This window comes from Bordetella flabilis (assembly GCF_001676725.1).
Taxonomy (GTDB): domain Bacteria; phylum Pseudomonadota; class Gammaproteobacteria; order Burkholderiales; family Burkholderiaceae_B; genus Bordetella_C; species Bordetella_C flabilis.
Map to the genome: position 1 here is coordinate 1995920 of NZ_CP016172.1, position 14886 is coordinate 2010805.

General features: G+C 66.3%; 12 protein-coding genes and 1 pseudogene. 2 read left to right on the top strand and 11 right to left on the bottom strand.

Translation table 11 applies throughout. The features are described from left to right. Positions 1–35: 35 nt before the first annotated feature. Complete coding sequence (truB, locus tag BAU07_RS08780; protein WP_066656193.1) at positions 36–773, top strand: tRNA pseudouridine(55) synthase TruB; 738 nt, start codon at positions 36–38, stop codon at positions 771–773. 10 nt (positions 774–783) lie between these two features. Beyond that, positions 784–2610: a translational GTPase TypA gene (gene typA, locus BAU07_RS08785; RefSeq protein ID WP_066656195.1), complete on the top strand. Its 1827-nt coding sequence runs from the start codon at positions 784–786 to the stop codon at positions 2608–2610. Positions 2611–2797: 187 nt separating this feature from the next. Here the strand turns inward: typA and BAU07_RS08790 are convergent, their stop codons facing one another. The 11 genes and pseudogenes from BAU07_RS08790 to BAU07_RS08840 form a co-directional block, all read right to left on the bottom strand. After that, positions 2798–4981: a TonB-dependent receptor gene (locus BAU07_RS08790; RefSeq protein WP_066656197.1), complete on the bottom strand. Its 2184-nt coding sequence runs from the start codon at positions 4979–4981 to the stop codon at positions 2798–2800. Between the two features lie 39 nt (positions 4982–5020). Next, positions 5021–6481: an ABC transporter permease subunit gene (locus tag BAU07_RS08795; protein ID WP_066656207.1), complete on the bottom strand. Its 1461-nt coding sequence runs from the start codon at positions 6479–6481 to the stop codon at positions 5021–5023. 10 nt (positions 6482–6491) lie between these two features. Then, positions 6492–7880, bottom strand: coding sequence for an ABC transporter permease subunit (locus BAU07_RS08800; protein ID WP_066656210.1), 1389 nt, complete (start codon positions 7878–7880; stop codon positions 6492–6494). Continuing rightward, on the bottom strand, positions 7877–8587 hold the full coding sequence (locus tag BAU07_RS08805; RefSeq protein ID WP_066665096.1) for an ABC transporter ATP-binding protein: 711 nt from the start codon (positions 8585–8587) through the stop codon (positions 7877–7879). The genes BAU07_RS08800 and BAU07_RS08805 overlap by 4 nt, the downstream gene beginning before the upstream one ends. Before the next feature lie 496 nt (positions 8588–9083). Continuing rightward, positions 9084–9683, bottom strand: a complete 600-nt coding sequence (locus tag BAU07_RS08810; RefSeq protein WP_066656213.1) for a nitroreductase family protein — start codon at positions 9681–9683, stop codon at positions 9084–9086. Positions 9684–9885: 202 nt separating this feature from the next. After that, entirely contained in the window at positions 9886–10512 is a 627-nt protein-coding gene (gene ureG, locus BAU07_RS08815; RefSeq protein WP_066665108.1) for an urease accessory protein UreG, read from the bottom strand. Positions 10513–10597: 85 nt separating this feature from the next. Then, the gene (locus BAU07_RS08820; RefSeq protein WP_066665111.1) at positions 10598–11278 is read right to left on the bottom strand and encodes an urease accessory protein UreF; all 681 of its coding nucleotides are present in this window, start codon (positions 11276–11278) and stop codon (positions 10598–10600) included. Between the two features lie 166 nt (positions 11279–11444). Further along, positions 11445–12137: pseudogene (gene ureE, locus BAU07_RS26745) on the bottom strand (urease accessory protein UreE); the annotation flags it as partial. Between the two features lie 31 nt (positions 12138–12168). Continuing rightward, positions 12169–13872 (bottom strand): urease subunit alpha, encoded by a 1704-nt coding sequence (gene ureC / locus BAU07_RS08830; RefSeq protein ID WP_066656217.1) that lies wholly within the window; start codon positions 13870–13872, stop codon positions 12169–12171. A 25-nt stretch (positions 13873–13897) separates the two neighbouring features. Continuing rightward, entirely contained in the window at positions 13898–14203 is a 306-nt protein-coding gene (locus BAU07_RS08835; RefSeq protein WP_066656219.1) for an urease subunit beta, read from the bottom strand. A 14-nt stretch (positions 14204–14217) separates the two neighbouring features. Continuing rightward, the gene (locus tag BAU07_RS08840) at positions 14218–14835 is read right to left on the bottom strand and encodes a HupE/UreJ family protein (protein ID WP_066656230.1); all 618 of its coding nucleotides are present in this window, start codon (positions 14833–14835) and stop codon (positions 14218–14220) included. Positions 14836–14886 lie beyond the last annotated feature (51 nt).

A 14886-nucleotide genomic window follows, 5' to 3' on the forward strand; every position in this document is an offset into this window, starting at 1 on the left:
GGGCTGTCGGCACGGCTTTTTTCTCGGACGACACGATGGCCAAACGACGCGGGCTGATGCTCGACGGTGTCCTGCTGCTGGACAAACCTGAAGGCTTATCCAGCAACCATGCGCTGCAACGCGCGCGCCGCACGCTGGATGCGGCCAAGGCGGGCCATACCGGTACGCTGGACCCGTTCGCCACCGGGCTGCTGGTGTGTTGCATGGGCAAGGCGACCAAGCTGTCTGGCGCGATGCTGAACGCGGACAAGGGCTACCGGGCCACTTTGCGCTTTGGCGAGGAAACCGATTCGGGCGACCTCACCGGACATATCGTGGCGCGGGCGCCCCAGGATTTCGCCGGCGTGGATGAGACCGCGCTGCGCGATGTGCTGTCACGTTTCCGGGGCACGATCTCGCAGGTGCCGCCGATGTATTCGGCCCTGAAGCGCGACGGCAAGCCTTTGTACGAGTATGCGCGCGCCGGCGTGGAGCTGGAGCGCGAGGCGCGGGAGGTCACCCTGCATCGCATCGACCTGCTGTCCTGCGACGGTATGACGGCGGTGATCGATGTGGCCTGCAGCAAGGGCACTTATCTGCGCACGCTGGCCCAGGACATCGGGCGGGCGCTGGGCTGCCATGCCCACCTGACGGCCTTGCGCCGCACCCAGGTGGGACCGTTTTCGCTGGACGGCGCCATCGCGCTGGAGGCGCTGCAAGCCCTGCCCGACCCCAAGCGGGCCTTGCTGCCCATGAATGAATTGCCGGCGGGCCTGGCGCCCGTCTTACCTTAAAGGATCTGTTATGACCCGCGCCCTGCGCAACGTCGCCATCATCGCCCACGTCGACCATGGCAAAACCACGCTGGTCGACCAGCTGCTGCGCCAATCCGGTACCTTCCGCGAAAACCAGGCCGTGGCCGAGCGCGTCATGGACTCGAACGACCTGGAAAAGGAACGCGGCATCACCATCCTGGCCAAGAACTGTGCGGTCGAGTACGAGGGTACGCACATCAATATCGTGGACACCCCGGGACACGCGGATTTCGGCGGCGAAGTCGAGCGCGTGCTGTCCATGGTCGACGGCGTGCTGCTGCTGGTCGATGCCGTGGAAGGCCCGATGCCGCAGACCATCTTCGTGACGCGCAAGGCGCTCGCGCTGGGGCTCAAGCCCATCGTGGTGGTCAACAAGATCGACCGCCCCGGCGCGCGTCCCGATTTCGTCATCAACGCGACCTTCGAGCTGTTCGACAAGCTGGGCGCGACGGAAGAGCAGCTGGACTTCCCGGTGGTGTATGCCTCCGGCCTATCGGGCTATGCCGGCATGACCGCCGATGTGCGCGAAGGCGACATGCGGCCGCTGTTCGAATCCATCCTGAAGCATGTTCCCCAGCGCAACGACGACCCCAACGGCCCCTTGCTGCTGCAGATCATCTCGCTGGACTACAGCAGCTATGTCGGCAAGATCGGCGTCGGGCGCGTGAACCGCGGTCGCATCCGGACCGGTATGGAAGTGCAGTACCGCTTCGGTCCGGAGGGCGACGGCGGCAAGGGCCGCATCAACCAGGTGCTGAAGTTCAAGGGTCTTGAGCGCGAAGTGGTCGACGCGGCCGAGGCCGGCGACATCGTCCTGATCAACGGTATTGAAGGCATCGGTATCGGCTGCACGCTCATGGATACGGCGTCGCCGGCGACTGAGGCCTTGCCCATGCTGCGCATCGACGAGCCCACGCTCACCATGAACTTCATGGTGAACACCTCGCCGCTGGCCGGCCGCGAAGGCAAGTTCGTCACCAGCCGCCAATTGCGTGACCGTCTCGATCGTGAGCTGAAGTCCAACGTGGCTCTGCGCGTCAAGGACACCGGCGACGACACGGTGTTCGAAGTCTCCGGACGGGGCGAACTGCACCTGACCATCCTGTTGGAAACCATGCGCCGCGAAGGCTATGAGCTGGCCGTGTCGCGCCCGCGCGTGGTGTTCAAGGAGGTGGATGGCGAGCGCCACGAACCCTTCGAACTGCTTACCGTCGACGTCGAGGACGCCCACCAGGGCGGCGTCATGGAAGAACTGGGCCGTCGCAAGGGCGATCTGCTGGATATGCAGCCGGACGGCCGCGGCCGCACGCGCCTGGAATACCGCATTCCGGCCCGGGGCCTGATCGGCTTCCAGAACGAATTCCTGACCATGACCCGCGGGACCGGGCTGATGAGCCACATCTTCGACGAATACGCGCCCGCCCGCGAAGGCAGCATCGGTGAACGCCGCAATGGCGTGCTGATCAGCCAGGACAACGGCGAAGCGGTGGCCTATGCCCTGTGGAAGCTGCAGGATCGCGGCCGCATGTTCGTGAACCCTGGCGACGCCCTGTACGAGGGCATGATCATCGGCATCCACAGCCGCGACAACGATCTGGTGGTCAACCCCATCAAGGGCAAGCAGCTGACCAACGTCCGCGCCTCCGGCACGGATGAAGCGGTGCGCCTGGTGCCGCCCATCCAGATGTCGCTGGAGTATGCGGTGGAATTCATCGACGACGACGAACTCGTCGAGGTTACGCCGAAGTCCATCCGGCTGCGCAAGCGCTACCTGACGGAAAACGAACGCAAGCGCATGTCCCGCGCCGCGGCCTGACAAGGCCCGCGGCCCCGGCCGGGCCCGCGGCGGGTCGTGATCCGCGCGAAAAGACCTGCGACCATGAAACGCACCCCAAAAGTTGGGCATCAGTCCAACCTTTGGGGTGTTTTTCATAACGGGTGCGACGAGGATCAGCGGCGATCAGGTGCCAGGAGCACACCATCGCAACGCCACCGCACCGCGGTCAGAACTCGAACGTCGCGCCCAGCTCGTAGGTGCGCCCCGGCGCCAGCAGCACCTGGCTGGTGGCGCGGCCGCCGTAGTAGGCGTAGAGCTTGTCCGTCAGGTTGCGCACGCGGAAGGTGATCAGCGCCGACCGCAGGCGGTAGCTGATCGCCGCGTCTACCGTGGTGTGGCCATTGATGCGGACCTGGTTGGCGTTGTCGGTATAGATCTTGCCGGTATGGTTCAGGCCGACGAAAAAGTCTATCGGCACTTCCTTGAGCCGGTACGTGGCGTACAGGTTGGCGACGCGCTCGGGCACATTGGGGGGGGTGTTGCCCACGCGCGAGGTGCCGTCGGCCTCGGTCAGCGAATCGAAGCGCGCGTCCAGCGCGGCGATGTTGCCCGATAGCGTCAGCTGCGGCGTGATGCGCCAGTCCGCGGCCAATTCCACGCCGCGCGAGGACTGGCGGCCATTGTTGACGGTCACGCGCGGGTCGTTGGCATCGCGCGTGAGCACATTCTCGAGCTTGATGTAATAGACCGCCGCGGTCCATTCCAGGTCGCCCAGGCTCTGCTTGAATCCGGTCTCCCATTGTTCGCCCTTGGCCAGCGGAAACGAGGCATCGGCCTGCGACAGCAGGAACAGCGAGCCTACCGGAATGGTCGCGTTGGTGTACTGCGCATAGACCGAGGACGAAGGCGTCAGGTCGTACACGGTGCCGAGCCGCGCGGAGTTGGCGCTATAGCGCGTGCCGAAGGCGCTGCGGGTGCCGGCGTTCAGGTCAGTGACACTGCGGTCGACGCGGAGGCGGTCGTAGCGATAGCCGCCCACCACGGTCCAGCGCTCGGTCAGCTTGAGCGAATCCTCCAGAAACAATGCGGCGCCGCGCACGTCGGTCGCATAGTCGGTGCGGTTGCCGGGTCCGCTCGTCAGCGCCGGGTCGTCATTGAAATAGCCCACGTCGGGGTCCCACAGCGACACGCGCAAGGCGTCGGCGGTGGCGGCGGAACGGTTGGAGAAGCGTCGCTCGCTGTCCAGCGTTGTCTTGCTGAGTTCGCCGCCGATCACGAACTTGTTCGACAGGCCGCCGATCGTCCCGGTGTGGGTGGCGTCGAAGCGATTGATCAGGTACCGCTGGTGGTGCGTGATGCTGGTCTGGTCGCGGTCGATGAACGCGGGGGCGCTGAAGGTGGCCGATTCCGAGTTTTTCCACAGGCGGTCGACCTTGTTCATGGCCAGCTCGTTGCGCAGCGTCCAAGACGACGTCAGTTCGTGAGTGACGCGCGCCCGCAGCCAATAGGTCTCGGCTTCGTTGCGATCGTTGAGCACGTTGTAGTTCTTGCCGGCGAGGGCGCGGTCCAGCACGCGCCCGTCGGGAGTGCTGACCACGCCGGTGGGATCCTTGGCCAGGCTGCGCGGGATCAACGGCGTGCCCCAGTAGGCGTGGCCGGTGTCGCGCGAGTAATCGAACGACAGGTCCAGGCGGGTCGCGGGCGCGACGTCGAACGCCACGCCTGTGGTCAGGTGATCGAGCTTGTTGCTGTTGCGGTCGATGGTGCCGACGCGGCTGTCGTTGTGGCTGTAGTCGATGCGGTAGGCGCCGGTTTCGCCGAAGTTGTCCCCCAGGCCGATGCCGATGCGCGTGCTGCCGTAGCTGCCATACGAGATCATCGCTTCACGCGATGGGTTGTCGCGGTCCGGACGCTTGGTCTGGAAGTTGACAATCCCACCGATGGCGCTGTCGCCCTGCAGTACCGAGGCCGGGCCTTTCAGGACCTCGATGCGCTCGTAGTTCCAGGTGTCCTCGACCCGGTTGGTCGAACCTGCGCCGGACATGCGCAGGCCGTCGTACAGATACAGAATGTCCGTGAAACCGCGCGAGGACAGCGTGGTGGGCGAGGACGGCGGCCCGCCGCCGGCCAGGCCGGTGACGCCGCGCAGGGCCTCGCTGAGCGTGCTGGCGCCACGCTCGCGCATGGTCTGCTGCGACAGGATCTCGACCGATGCCGGCGTTTCGCGCAGCGTCAGTCCCAGCCGTGAGGCGCTGCTGCTGCGGCTGTCCAGATGCAGGCTTTCCGCATCGCTGTCGGCTTCCACGCGGATGGCGGGCAGGTTGGTCTCCCCTGCCTGGACCTCCTGTGCCTGGACGTTGGGCACGGCGGTGCATGCCGCGACGGCGGCGGTGGATACGACTCTTCTCATGATGCTTTCCGAAACTCGATTGAGGTGAAAAACCTGTCTCTAGACCACGCGGTAGCGGCGCAGGCGCCACGCCGCCAGGGCCAGCAGCAACACGGCGGGCGCCAGCAACTGCAACAGCGCGAGTGCGGCCTGTGCGCGCACGGCGGCGGGATCTTCTTCCTGCCATTGGAAGACCGGCATGGCCGGAAAGTCCTCGGGCGTGATGGCGCGGCTGGCTTCGATGCGAAGCAGGAAGAAGTCCTTCCAGGCTTGGTGGTAGGCGTCGATCTGCCGCATGAAATGCGCATGGCGGCGTTGCCCGGTGCCGGCCAGCGCGGTGATGCCTTCAAAGGCGACCGCCGCTGGCGATAGCATGCTGTAGCGCGCCACCAGCGCCTGCTGGCGCGCCATCTGCGCGTCGAAGCGATCCAGTTCGGGCTGCATGGCTGCATCCACCTGGCGCTCGACACGGGCGTGGCCCAGGGGGCGGCCGGTAATTTCCAGGTGGCCGTCACGCGGGATCAGGGCGTCGGGCTTGTCCATGTGCCTGTAGTCGGTCGAAAGCAGGGCGGCGTGGTCGCGCATCGCCAGCGCCGTGGCCACGCGGGTGCGCGTGGCCAGTTCGGCGCGCGACGGCGCGGGGCTGGCGTAGGCGGCCACCAGATTCAACAGCACCGGTACCACCAGCACCAGCAGGACCCAACTGACCATCAGGATCATGGCATTGGCCGCCGAGGACTTGCCGAAGGCGTTGACCGCCACCACCGCCGCGAACCAGAACAGCGCGTAGGCGCCGACCAGCAGGGCCCACCACAGCGTGGCGCTGGCGGCCTGCAGCGCCTGGGGGCGCGCAATCAGCAGGGCAGCCACGGGCAGCAGCACCGCGGCGCCCAGCAGGACGGCGGCGCGCAGCGCGATCTTGCCGCTGATCAGGGTGAGCAGCGACAACGGCTGCGAAAGCAGCAAGCGCAGCGTGCCGTCTTCCTTTTCGCCGGAGAGCAGGTTGTGCCCGAGCGCGAAGATCAGCAGCGGCAACAGGTAGACCACCACGAAGGCGAGGTCGAAATGCCCGCTGAGCAGATGCCAAGGGTTTTCGATGTCGTTGTTGTGGATGAAGTTGACCTTACTGTCGTAGGTCACCTTGAACTGGGACGGAAACAGGTCGGTCTGGCCCAGCGCCACCGGCGCCAGCGGCACGCTGGGCATGATGGCGTAGTGCGCACCCAGGCCGCCGCCCATGTTTGCGGGGCTGGCGGGATTGCCGAACGGCGTGGGGGTTTCGCTGCCGTCCATGATGCGCTGCAACTGCGCCAACTGGCTGCTGCGGTTCTGCGCGTCGGCGCGCGCCAGCGCGGCCTGCGCCTCGTCGCGCAGCGAGGTCTGCAGCAGCCCGTTGAAGACCGCGTAGCCGACCAGCACCAGGAACAGCAGGCCGCACAGCCATAGCGCGCGCTCGCGCGTCAGCAGGCGGAGTTCGTGCCGCAGGACCATCCCGAAGCGGCGGAATTGCGTATCGTGCACCGGAAGTCTCCTACAGGGCGGTCTGGCGGGCCACGGCGCGCCAGGCGAAGGCCAGACTAAGCAGCAGCGCGGCGCCCAGCATCAAAAGGCTCAGGCGGGCCTGGTGCAATGCCCAGTCCGCGGCGGGCGGCTGGTATTGGAAGGGCGGCACGCGCGCCCACAGGGAGGGGCTGGCCCGATACGCGAAATGCTGGTGTTCCAGCGTGTCGGCGTGCGCGACCAGATCGGCGCTGACGATGTCCTGGATCACGCGGCGCTGCTGCTCCGCGGCAGTGGTGAAGTCGCGGTGGTGAGCAAAGTCGGTGCCGGCCATGGCGGCGGACAGCGCGCGCACCGCCAGCAACGGCATCAGCCATCCGGCGGATTCCTGCGCGGTTTGCTGCCGTTCCCAGGTGTCCCACAGGCGGCCGAAATGACGGTCGTAGACGGCATAGCTGGACTGGTCATCGAGCTTGAGCGCGAGGCCCCACTTGTTCAGAGGCACGTCGCGGCTCCAGCGTTCGGTGGTCCCGAAGGCCTGCATCCAGACCCGATCCGAGGTGGCCTTCAGGTCGTCCTGCAGCGCCTGGTTGAATTCCAGGCGCGTGGGGCTGGGATACAGGCCGCGCGACAGTTCGGCCATGACGCGCGGGGCGATAACGGTATTGGCGATCCACAGCGCCAGCAGCACCGTGATGGCCACGCGCGACGACCGCGCGGCCGCCGACACGCCCAGCGTGACGAAGATGAAGGCGGCCAGGTATATCGCGTAGCCTCCCGCCAGGACGCCGAACCGCCACAGCGCGTCGGTCCTGCCGCCCGCCAGCCACACCACCACGATGGCGGCCAGCGCGGCGGGCACCAGCAACAGGCCCAGGCTCATTGCCAGGGCCGTGGCCTTGCCCGACAGCAGGCGCCACGGCGCTACGCCCAGGCTCAGCGTCTGGCGCAGGATGCCTTGTTCGCGTTCGCCCGAGAAGGCGTTGAAGCCCAGCACGATCACCAGCAGCGGCCCCAACGCCTGCAGGATCCAGGCGGCGGATAGGTCGCCGAAACGCTGCAACCCGGTGGCGTCCTGCGCCGGGCGGAACTTCACCTCGCTCTGGCGGTGCGCCTGCAGCCACACAGTGCTGCCGATGTACGGGTTGATGCCCGGATCCAGCAGCGCCAGCGTGGTGTCCGGCTTGAACACGTGCATGCCCTGGTGGGCGGCGTCGTGCGGATGGCGCGCGTCCTGGCGCAGCCAGTCGCTGTAGTCGGTGTTCTGGGCCGCGGCCTGTTCGGCGCGCGCTTCCTGCTGGTGCAGGAAGCCGACCGCCAGGGCCGTCATCAGCAGCACCGCGACGATGCTGCCGGCCCAATAGAGCCGGCCGTCGCGCAGGCGCTCGCGCAGGTCCTTGAAGGCGATGAGGAGGATCATGCGTCGGACCTCATGTGCGCCAGATACAGGGCTTGCAGGTCGACATCGTTGATCTGGCGAGTGTCCAGGTTTTCAACCATGCGGCCACGCTTCATGATGCCGACGCGGGTGGCGGTCTGGCTCGCATGGAACAGGTCGTGGGTGGTTGCAAGGATGGCCACGCCGCGTTCGGCGGCGCGTTGTAGCAGGCGCGTGAATTCTGCGGCGGCTGATGGATCCAGTCCCGAGGTGGGTTCGTCCAGCAGCAGCGCGCGGGCGTCCTTGGCCAGCGCCACGGCGATCCAGACTTTCTGCCGCATGCCCTTGGAGTAGGCGGCGACGCGCTTGTCGGCCGCGGCCCGGTCGAGCCCCACCTCGGCCAGCAGTTCCAGCAGCCTGGCGCGGGGCGGGGCCTCGCCCAGTGCCAGGGCCGCGAAATAGCTCAGGTTCTCCAGCCCGCTCAGGGTGCCGTACAGGTTCACCTGCTCGGGGATGTAGGCCACATGGCGCTTGCTGAGCAGCGGTTCGCGCGTCACGTCCAGTCCGTGGATCAGCGCCTGGCCGCCGTCGGGTGCGATGAAGTTCAGGAATAGGTTGATGGTGGTCGTCTTGCCGGCGCCGTTTGCACCCAGCAGGCAATAGATGTCGCCCGGCTCGATGCGCAGGTCCAGCGGGTGTAGCGCGATCTGTTCGCCGTAGCGTTTGGTCAGTCCGATGGCTTCGAGCACTGCGAGTCCTTTTTCGCCCGAAAGGGCGGAAATCAAGCAAAGGGCGGCTGCGGATGGTGCCGTGTGCGGCGCCCTATAGAATGGGAATGACTATCGTTTGATATGATATAACATATCGTGACTGTGTCGCAGGTTTCGGCCCCACATCGGCAAATATGACGGCCCCAGGCACAAGGTCTCCACCATGCATGGACCGCGCCTCAAAAGTTGGACGTGGATCCAAGCTTTGGGATGTTCGTCGTCGCCACGTACGAATTTGCGGCGCCGGATTGTTGACCCGCCTCTATCTGGGGATGGTGTGACCGAGACGTTGGCCCAGGCGCACAGCGGGCGAAAGTGGATGCGACGCCCTCTAGCCGGCTCAAATCAAAAGGGCTGGGTCCTGTGCAATACAGAACCCAGCCCAGTCTGGCCTGGCTTTCCTGACCGTCCAATCCTACGGAGTCAGTACGGCAGGCCTTTTTTTCCCGCGGGCCCCGCGGGGCTGGCCAACTGCTTACTGATGCACGCGGAAGCGCAGCGCGTCGTCCATGAAGGTCTTTTCACCGAACGCGGCTTCGTTCGAACCGAACGGCATCTGCGCGCGCAGCGTCCAGCTGGCCGGAATGGACCACTCCTGCGCGACCTGCTCGTCGATGAGCGGGTTGTAGTGCTGCAGGCTGGCGCCGATGCCGGCATTGGCCAGGGTCGACCACACCGCCAGTTGCGCCATGCCGCCTGCCTGTTCCGACCAGACCGGGAAGTTGTGCGCGTACAGCGGGAATTTTTCCTGCAGGCTCTTCACGACATCCTGGTCCTCGAAGAACAGCACCGTACCCGCGCCTGCAGCGAAGCCATCGATCTTCTTTTCCGTGGGTCCGAAGTTCTCGGGCGGCACCACCTTGCGCAGCGCCTCCTTGGTCAGGTCCCACAGCTTCTGGCTCTGGGCGCCGAACAGGATGACGGCGCGCGAGCTCTGCGAATTGAAGGACGAGGGCGTGTGCTTGATGGCTTCCTTGATGAGCGCGGTGACGGTCTCGGCCGGCACCGGCAGGTTACGGCCTAGCGAATACTGGGTGCGGCGCCGCTTCAGGGCGTCCAGAAAAGCGTTATCCATGCGAGAAGGTCCTATGTTGATCAGCGGATCACGGTGCCCGCGCAGGTGGCGGCACCAGGCGCCTTATGATCCCATCCTTCCGCATATCGTCCCGCTGGACCATCACGCCACGTAAGGTTTTCAGGAAAGTGTCAGGTAACTTCTGCCTGACCGAGGCTCAGCGCCGCGGGCGACGCGGAGGTCCCCGCAGGACGTCATGCCATCAAGCACCCAGCAAGCCGCGCTTTTCGATGAAGGACACGATCTCGGCGAGCCCTGTCCCGGCCTTCATGTCGCTCATCACGTAAGGACGCTCTCCACGCATGCGGCGGGTGTCTTCTTCCATGATGGAAAGGGACGCTCCCACCATGGGCGCGAGGTCGGTCTTGTTGATGACCAGCAGGTCGGATTTGGTGATCCCAGGGCCGCCCTTGCGCGGGATTTTCTCGCCGCCGGCCACGTCGATCACGTATAGCGTAAGGTCGGAAAGTTCGGGACTGAACGTGGCCGCCAGATTGTCGCCGCCGGATTCGATGAAGACGATATCGGCGTCCGGGAAGCGTCCCAGCATGCGGTCCACGGCTTCCAGGTTGATGGAGGCGTCTTCGCGGATCGCCGTGTGCGGGCAGCCGCCTGTTTCCACACCCATGATGCGTTCGGCGGGAAGGGCGCCGGCCACCGTGAGCAGGCGCTGGTCTTCCTTGGTGTAGATATCGTTTGTGATGACGACCAGGTCGTAGGTCTGGCGCATCGCCTTGCACAGCATTTCAGTAAGCGTGGTCTTGCCGGAGCCGACGGGGCCGCCGATGCCGACCCGCAAGGGCGGGTTCTTCTTGGTGCGTTGCTTCATGATCGTGGGCACGGTGTGGGGAGACGGTGTAGGAGGACGGCGGCGCTCGAATGCGGGACGCGCCATGGAGGTTTGCGCTGTGTGCTCAGGACCGGAACAGCCGGGAGTATTGGGTTTCGTGGCGCGCCGACAGCACGCCCAGCATGGGCGAGAACGTCGAGGCATCGGCTTCGTCGGTGTGGGCGGCGCATGCGGCGGCCGCGGCAATGCGTGCGTGCAGGCCGAACAGGATGCGCTGGCCGGCGACCTGGCCGAGCGGAACCGCCTTCAGGGCGGCGCTGACCTGGTTCTCCGCCCAACTGAACAGCCAGGCGGCAAGACAGTCTTCCAGGGTGGCCCCGGCCCGTTGGGCGGCATAGGCGTACACGGTGGGCAGGCTCAGCGGACGCATGCCGCGCAGCGCCTCGCGGCCCTGCTCGTCGCCCCAGTCCAGATCGTCCAGCAGGCGGGACAAGGACCATCCCATCTGTTCGGTCTCCTGCCGCAGTTCGGCGGACTCCCGCATCGCCAGCAGCCAGCGGTTCAGCGCCGCCACGGCGGGCATATCGTTGGCGGCCCAATGCCGAAACTGCTGGGCCAGCAGTACGGCTTCGCCCTGCGCCATGATGTCCAGGCCTTGCGAGATCCAGTGCAGGGCCTGCTGGGCATCGGACACCAGGCCAGCTTCGATGGCCGCCTCCAGCCCCTGCGAATAGCTGAAGGCGCCGATGGGCAGGGCCGGCGATGCCAGGTGCAGCAGGGCAATGAGCTCAGTGCTTGTGCCCATGCCGATGCGTGTGTTCATTGTCGTCGCGGCGTTCATCGTCATGCCGGTAGTCATGCCCATGCCCGTGATCGTGTTGCTGGCCCTGTGCCTTTGCATGCCCATGTCCATGCTTATGCTCGTGGTCATGCCCGTGTCCATGCTTATGTTCGTGATCGTGGCCATGTCCGTGTCCATGTCGGTGCCCATGGTCATGATCGTGTTCGTGCTCATGGCCATGCCCATGGTCATGATCGTGCCCATGCTCATGGCTGTGCGCATGATCGTGGCCGTGCGCATGATCGTGCTCGTGGCCATGGTGCCCGTGCCCGTGGTCATGGCTGTGGTCATGACCGTGGTCATGCCCATGCCGATCACGGAACGCCTGCTGCGCCAGCGCGTAATCCTCGGCGAACGTTTCGTCGTGGCCGTGCTTGTGTCCGCCGCCATAGGCTCCCGCTTCGGGTTCGAAGGGCGCTTGCAGGGAGACCACGCTCAGTCCCAGCCGCAACAGCAGGTCGCGCAGCACGGGGTCGTGTTCCAGTTGAAGATAATCCTTGCCGACTTCCACGGGAGTATGGCGGTTGCCCAGATGGTAGGCGGCGCGCAGCAGCACATGCGGGTCCGCGCACGTGGCGCGCAGCACCGCCTGGGGCGCCGCGACCACGCGGACCAGGCCGCCGTCGTCGGCCACCAGCGCGTCGCCGTCGCGCAGGACCGTCCCGCGCGGCAGGAACAGCGCGACTTCGTCGCCATTGTCGAGTGTCGCGGCGAGGCGGCTGCGGCTGCGTGATTCGAAGGGCAATGTCAGGGTGGGGGCGCGGCGCAGCAGGGCCTTGGCAACGCCATGGCCGGGGCCCACCACTTTTTCGATACGTCTCATTCTGGACCTGGACAGGTGATGCGCCGAGCGGTCAGAACAGGAAGTAGCGCTGCGCCATGGGAAGCACCTTGGCCGGTTCGCATATCAGTTCCTGTCCATCCGCGACGACACGATAGGTTTCGGGGTCGACATCGATGTGCGGCTGCCAGTCGTTATGCACCATGTGCGACTTGCGTACGCCGCGGATGCCATGGACGGGCACGACGCGCTTGGCCAGGCCATACCGTGCCGCGACGCCGGCCTGGAAAGCCGACTGCGACACGAAGGTCAGGCTGCCGCGCGCCAGGGCGCCGGCGCGCGCGCCGAACATATCGCGGTAGTGTACCGGCTGGGGCGTCGGGATGGACGCGTTGGGATCGCCCATCAAGGCCGTGGTGATGATGCCGCCCTTCAGCACCATGTCCGGCTTGACGCCGAAGAAGGCCGGATCCCACAGGACCAGGTCGGCCCATTTCCCCGGTTCGACCGAACCGATCTCGTGCGACATGCCGTGGGTGATCGCCGGGTTGATGGTGTATTTGGCGATATAGCGCTTGGCGCGCGCATTGTCCGCGCGCCCGTCGCCGGGGAGCGCCCCGCGCTGCACCTTCATTTTGTGGGCGGTCTGCCAGGTACGCAGGATCACTTCGCCGATACGTCCCATGGCCTGCGAGTCGCTCGAAATCATCGAGATGGCGCCCAGGTCCTGCAGGATGTCTTCCGCCGCGATGGTTTCGCGGCGGATGCGCGATTCTGCGAAGGCCACGTCCTCCGCGATGGATGCGTCCAGGTGATGGCACACCATCAGCATGTCCAGATGCTCGTCGATCGTGTTGACGGTGTAGGGGCGGGTGGGATTGGTGGAAGAGGGCAGGACATTCGGCAAGCCGGCCACCTTCAGGATATCCGGCGCATGGCCGCCGCCTGCGCCCTCCGTATGGTAGGTATGGATGGCGCGGTCCTTGAAGGCGGCGATCGTCGTTTCGACGAAGCCGCCCTCGTTCAGGGTGTCGGTGTGGATGGCCACCTGCGTGTCGGTGCGTTCCGCGACGTCCAGGCAGCAATCGATGGCCGCCGGGGTGCTGCCCCAGTCTTCGTGCAGTTTCAGGCCGATCGCGCCTGCGTCGATCTGCTCGATCAGCGCCTCGGGCTGGCTGGCGTTGCCCTTGCCTAGCAAGCCGATGTTGATGGGCCAGCCGTCGGCCGCCGCCAGCATGCGCTCGATATGCCAGGGACCCGGCGTGCAGGTGGTGGCGGCCGTGCCCGTGGCGGGGCCGGTGCCGCCGCCCAGCAGCGTGGTGAGCCCCGATGACAAGGCTTCGTCGATGATCTGCGGGCAGATGAAATGCACGTGCGAGTCGATGCCGCCCGCCGTGACGATCTTGCCTTCCCCCGCGATGATCTCGGTGCCGGGGCCGATCACGATGGTCACGCCTGGCTGGATGTCCGGATTGCCCGCTTTGCCGATGGCCTGGATGCGGCCGTCCTTCAGGCCGATGTCGGCCTTGACGATGCCCCAATGGTCCAGGATGACCGCATTGGTGATCACCGTGTCGGCGACTTCGGCACCGCGCCGTTGGGATTGGCCCATGCCGTCGCGGATGACCTTGCCGCCACCGAACTTCACTTCCTCGCCGTACACCGTGTAGTCGCGTTCGACCGCGATCAGGAGTTCCGTATCGGCCAGGCGGATACGGTCCCCGGTGGTCGGCCCGAACATTTCCGCGTAGGCGCGGCGCCCGATTTTCACGCTCATGGTTGTGCTCCCGTGGGCCGCCGTATCACAGCTTGCCCATGACGCGGCCGGCAAAGCCGTAGACCGCACGCTCGCCCGCGAGGGCGACCAGTTCGACCGTGCGCGTCTGGCCCGGCTCGAACCGCACCGCGGTACCGGCCGTGATATTCAGGCGGAATCCGCGCGCGGCGGCGCGGTCGAAATGCAGCGCGTCGTTGACTTCGTGGAAGTGGTAATGCGATCCGACCTGGATCGGCCGGTCGCCCGTGTTGTCGACCGTGATCGTGAGCGTGGCGCGGCCCACATTCAATTCGATATCGCCGTCGTCCACCAGCAGTTCACCAGGAATCATGGGTTTCTCCCGGCTCAGGCGGCAAGCAATGCCAGGCCGTACGCCGCCACGCCGAGGCCCGCGATACGCGGCCACCACGCATGGGCGCGGCGCAGCGCGACCCCGGCCGCGATGCCGGCGCCGTGAAGGCCCAGCGTTGCGACCATGAAGCCGGCAATGTAGGCCGCGGCACTGGCCGCTTCCGGCAGCTCATAGCCGTGCGCATGGCCATGGAACAGGGCGAACACGGCGGCGATGGCTGCGCCCACGCCCTCGGGCAGCCGCGCGCGCGCCGCGACCAGCAGGCCCAGCACCAGCAGCGATGCCGCGATCATGGGTTCCACGGCTGGCAGGGGCAGGCGGGCCAGGCCCAGCAGCGCGCCGACCAGCAGGACCGCCGCGAACGACAGCGGCGCAAGCCAGACACGGCGGGCGGTCATGGCGCTCCACAGCCCGACCGCGATCATCGCGCACAGGTGGTCCGCGCCGCTCAGTGGATGCAGAAAGCCGGCCGTGGCGCTGGACGCCATGCCGACGGCCTCGGCGAGGTGCTCATGCAGCGGGTGCGCGCCCGCGGTCCCGGCGGCCAACAGGGCCAGCACGGCGAACGGCGCTGCCAGGGCGGTGATCGATGCGCTACGTGGAGGATTCATGGGTGTTCCTTTGGATGCGGAATGCGGAATGCGGAATGCGGAATGCGGAAT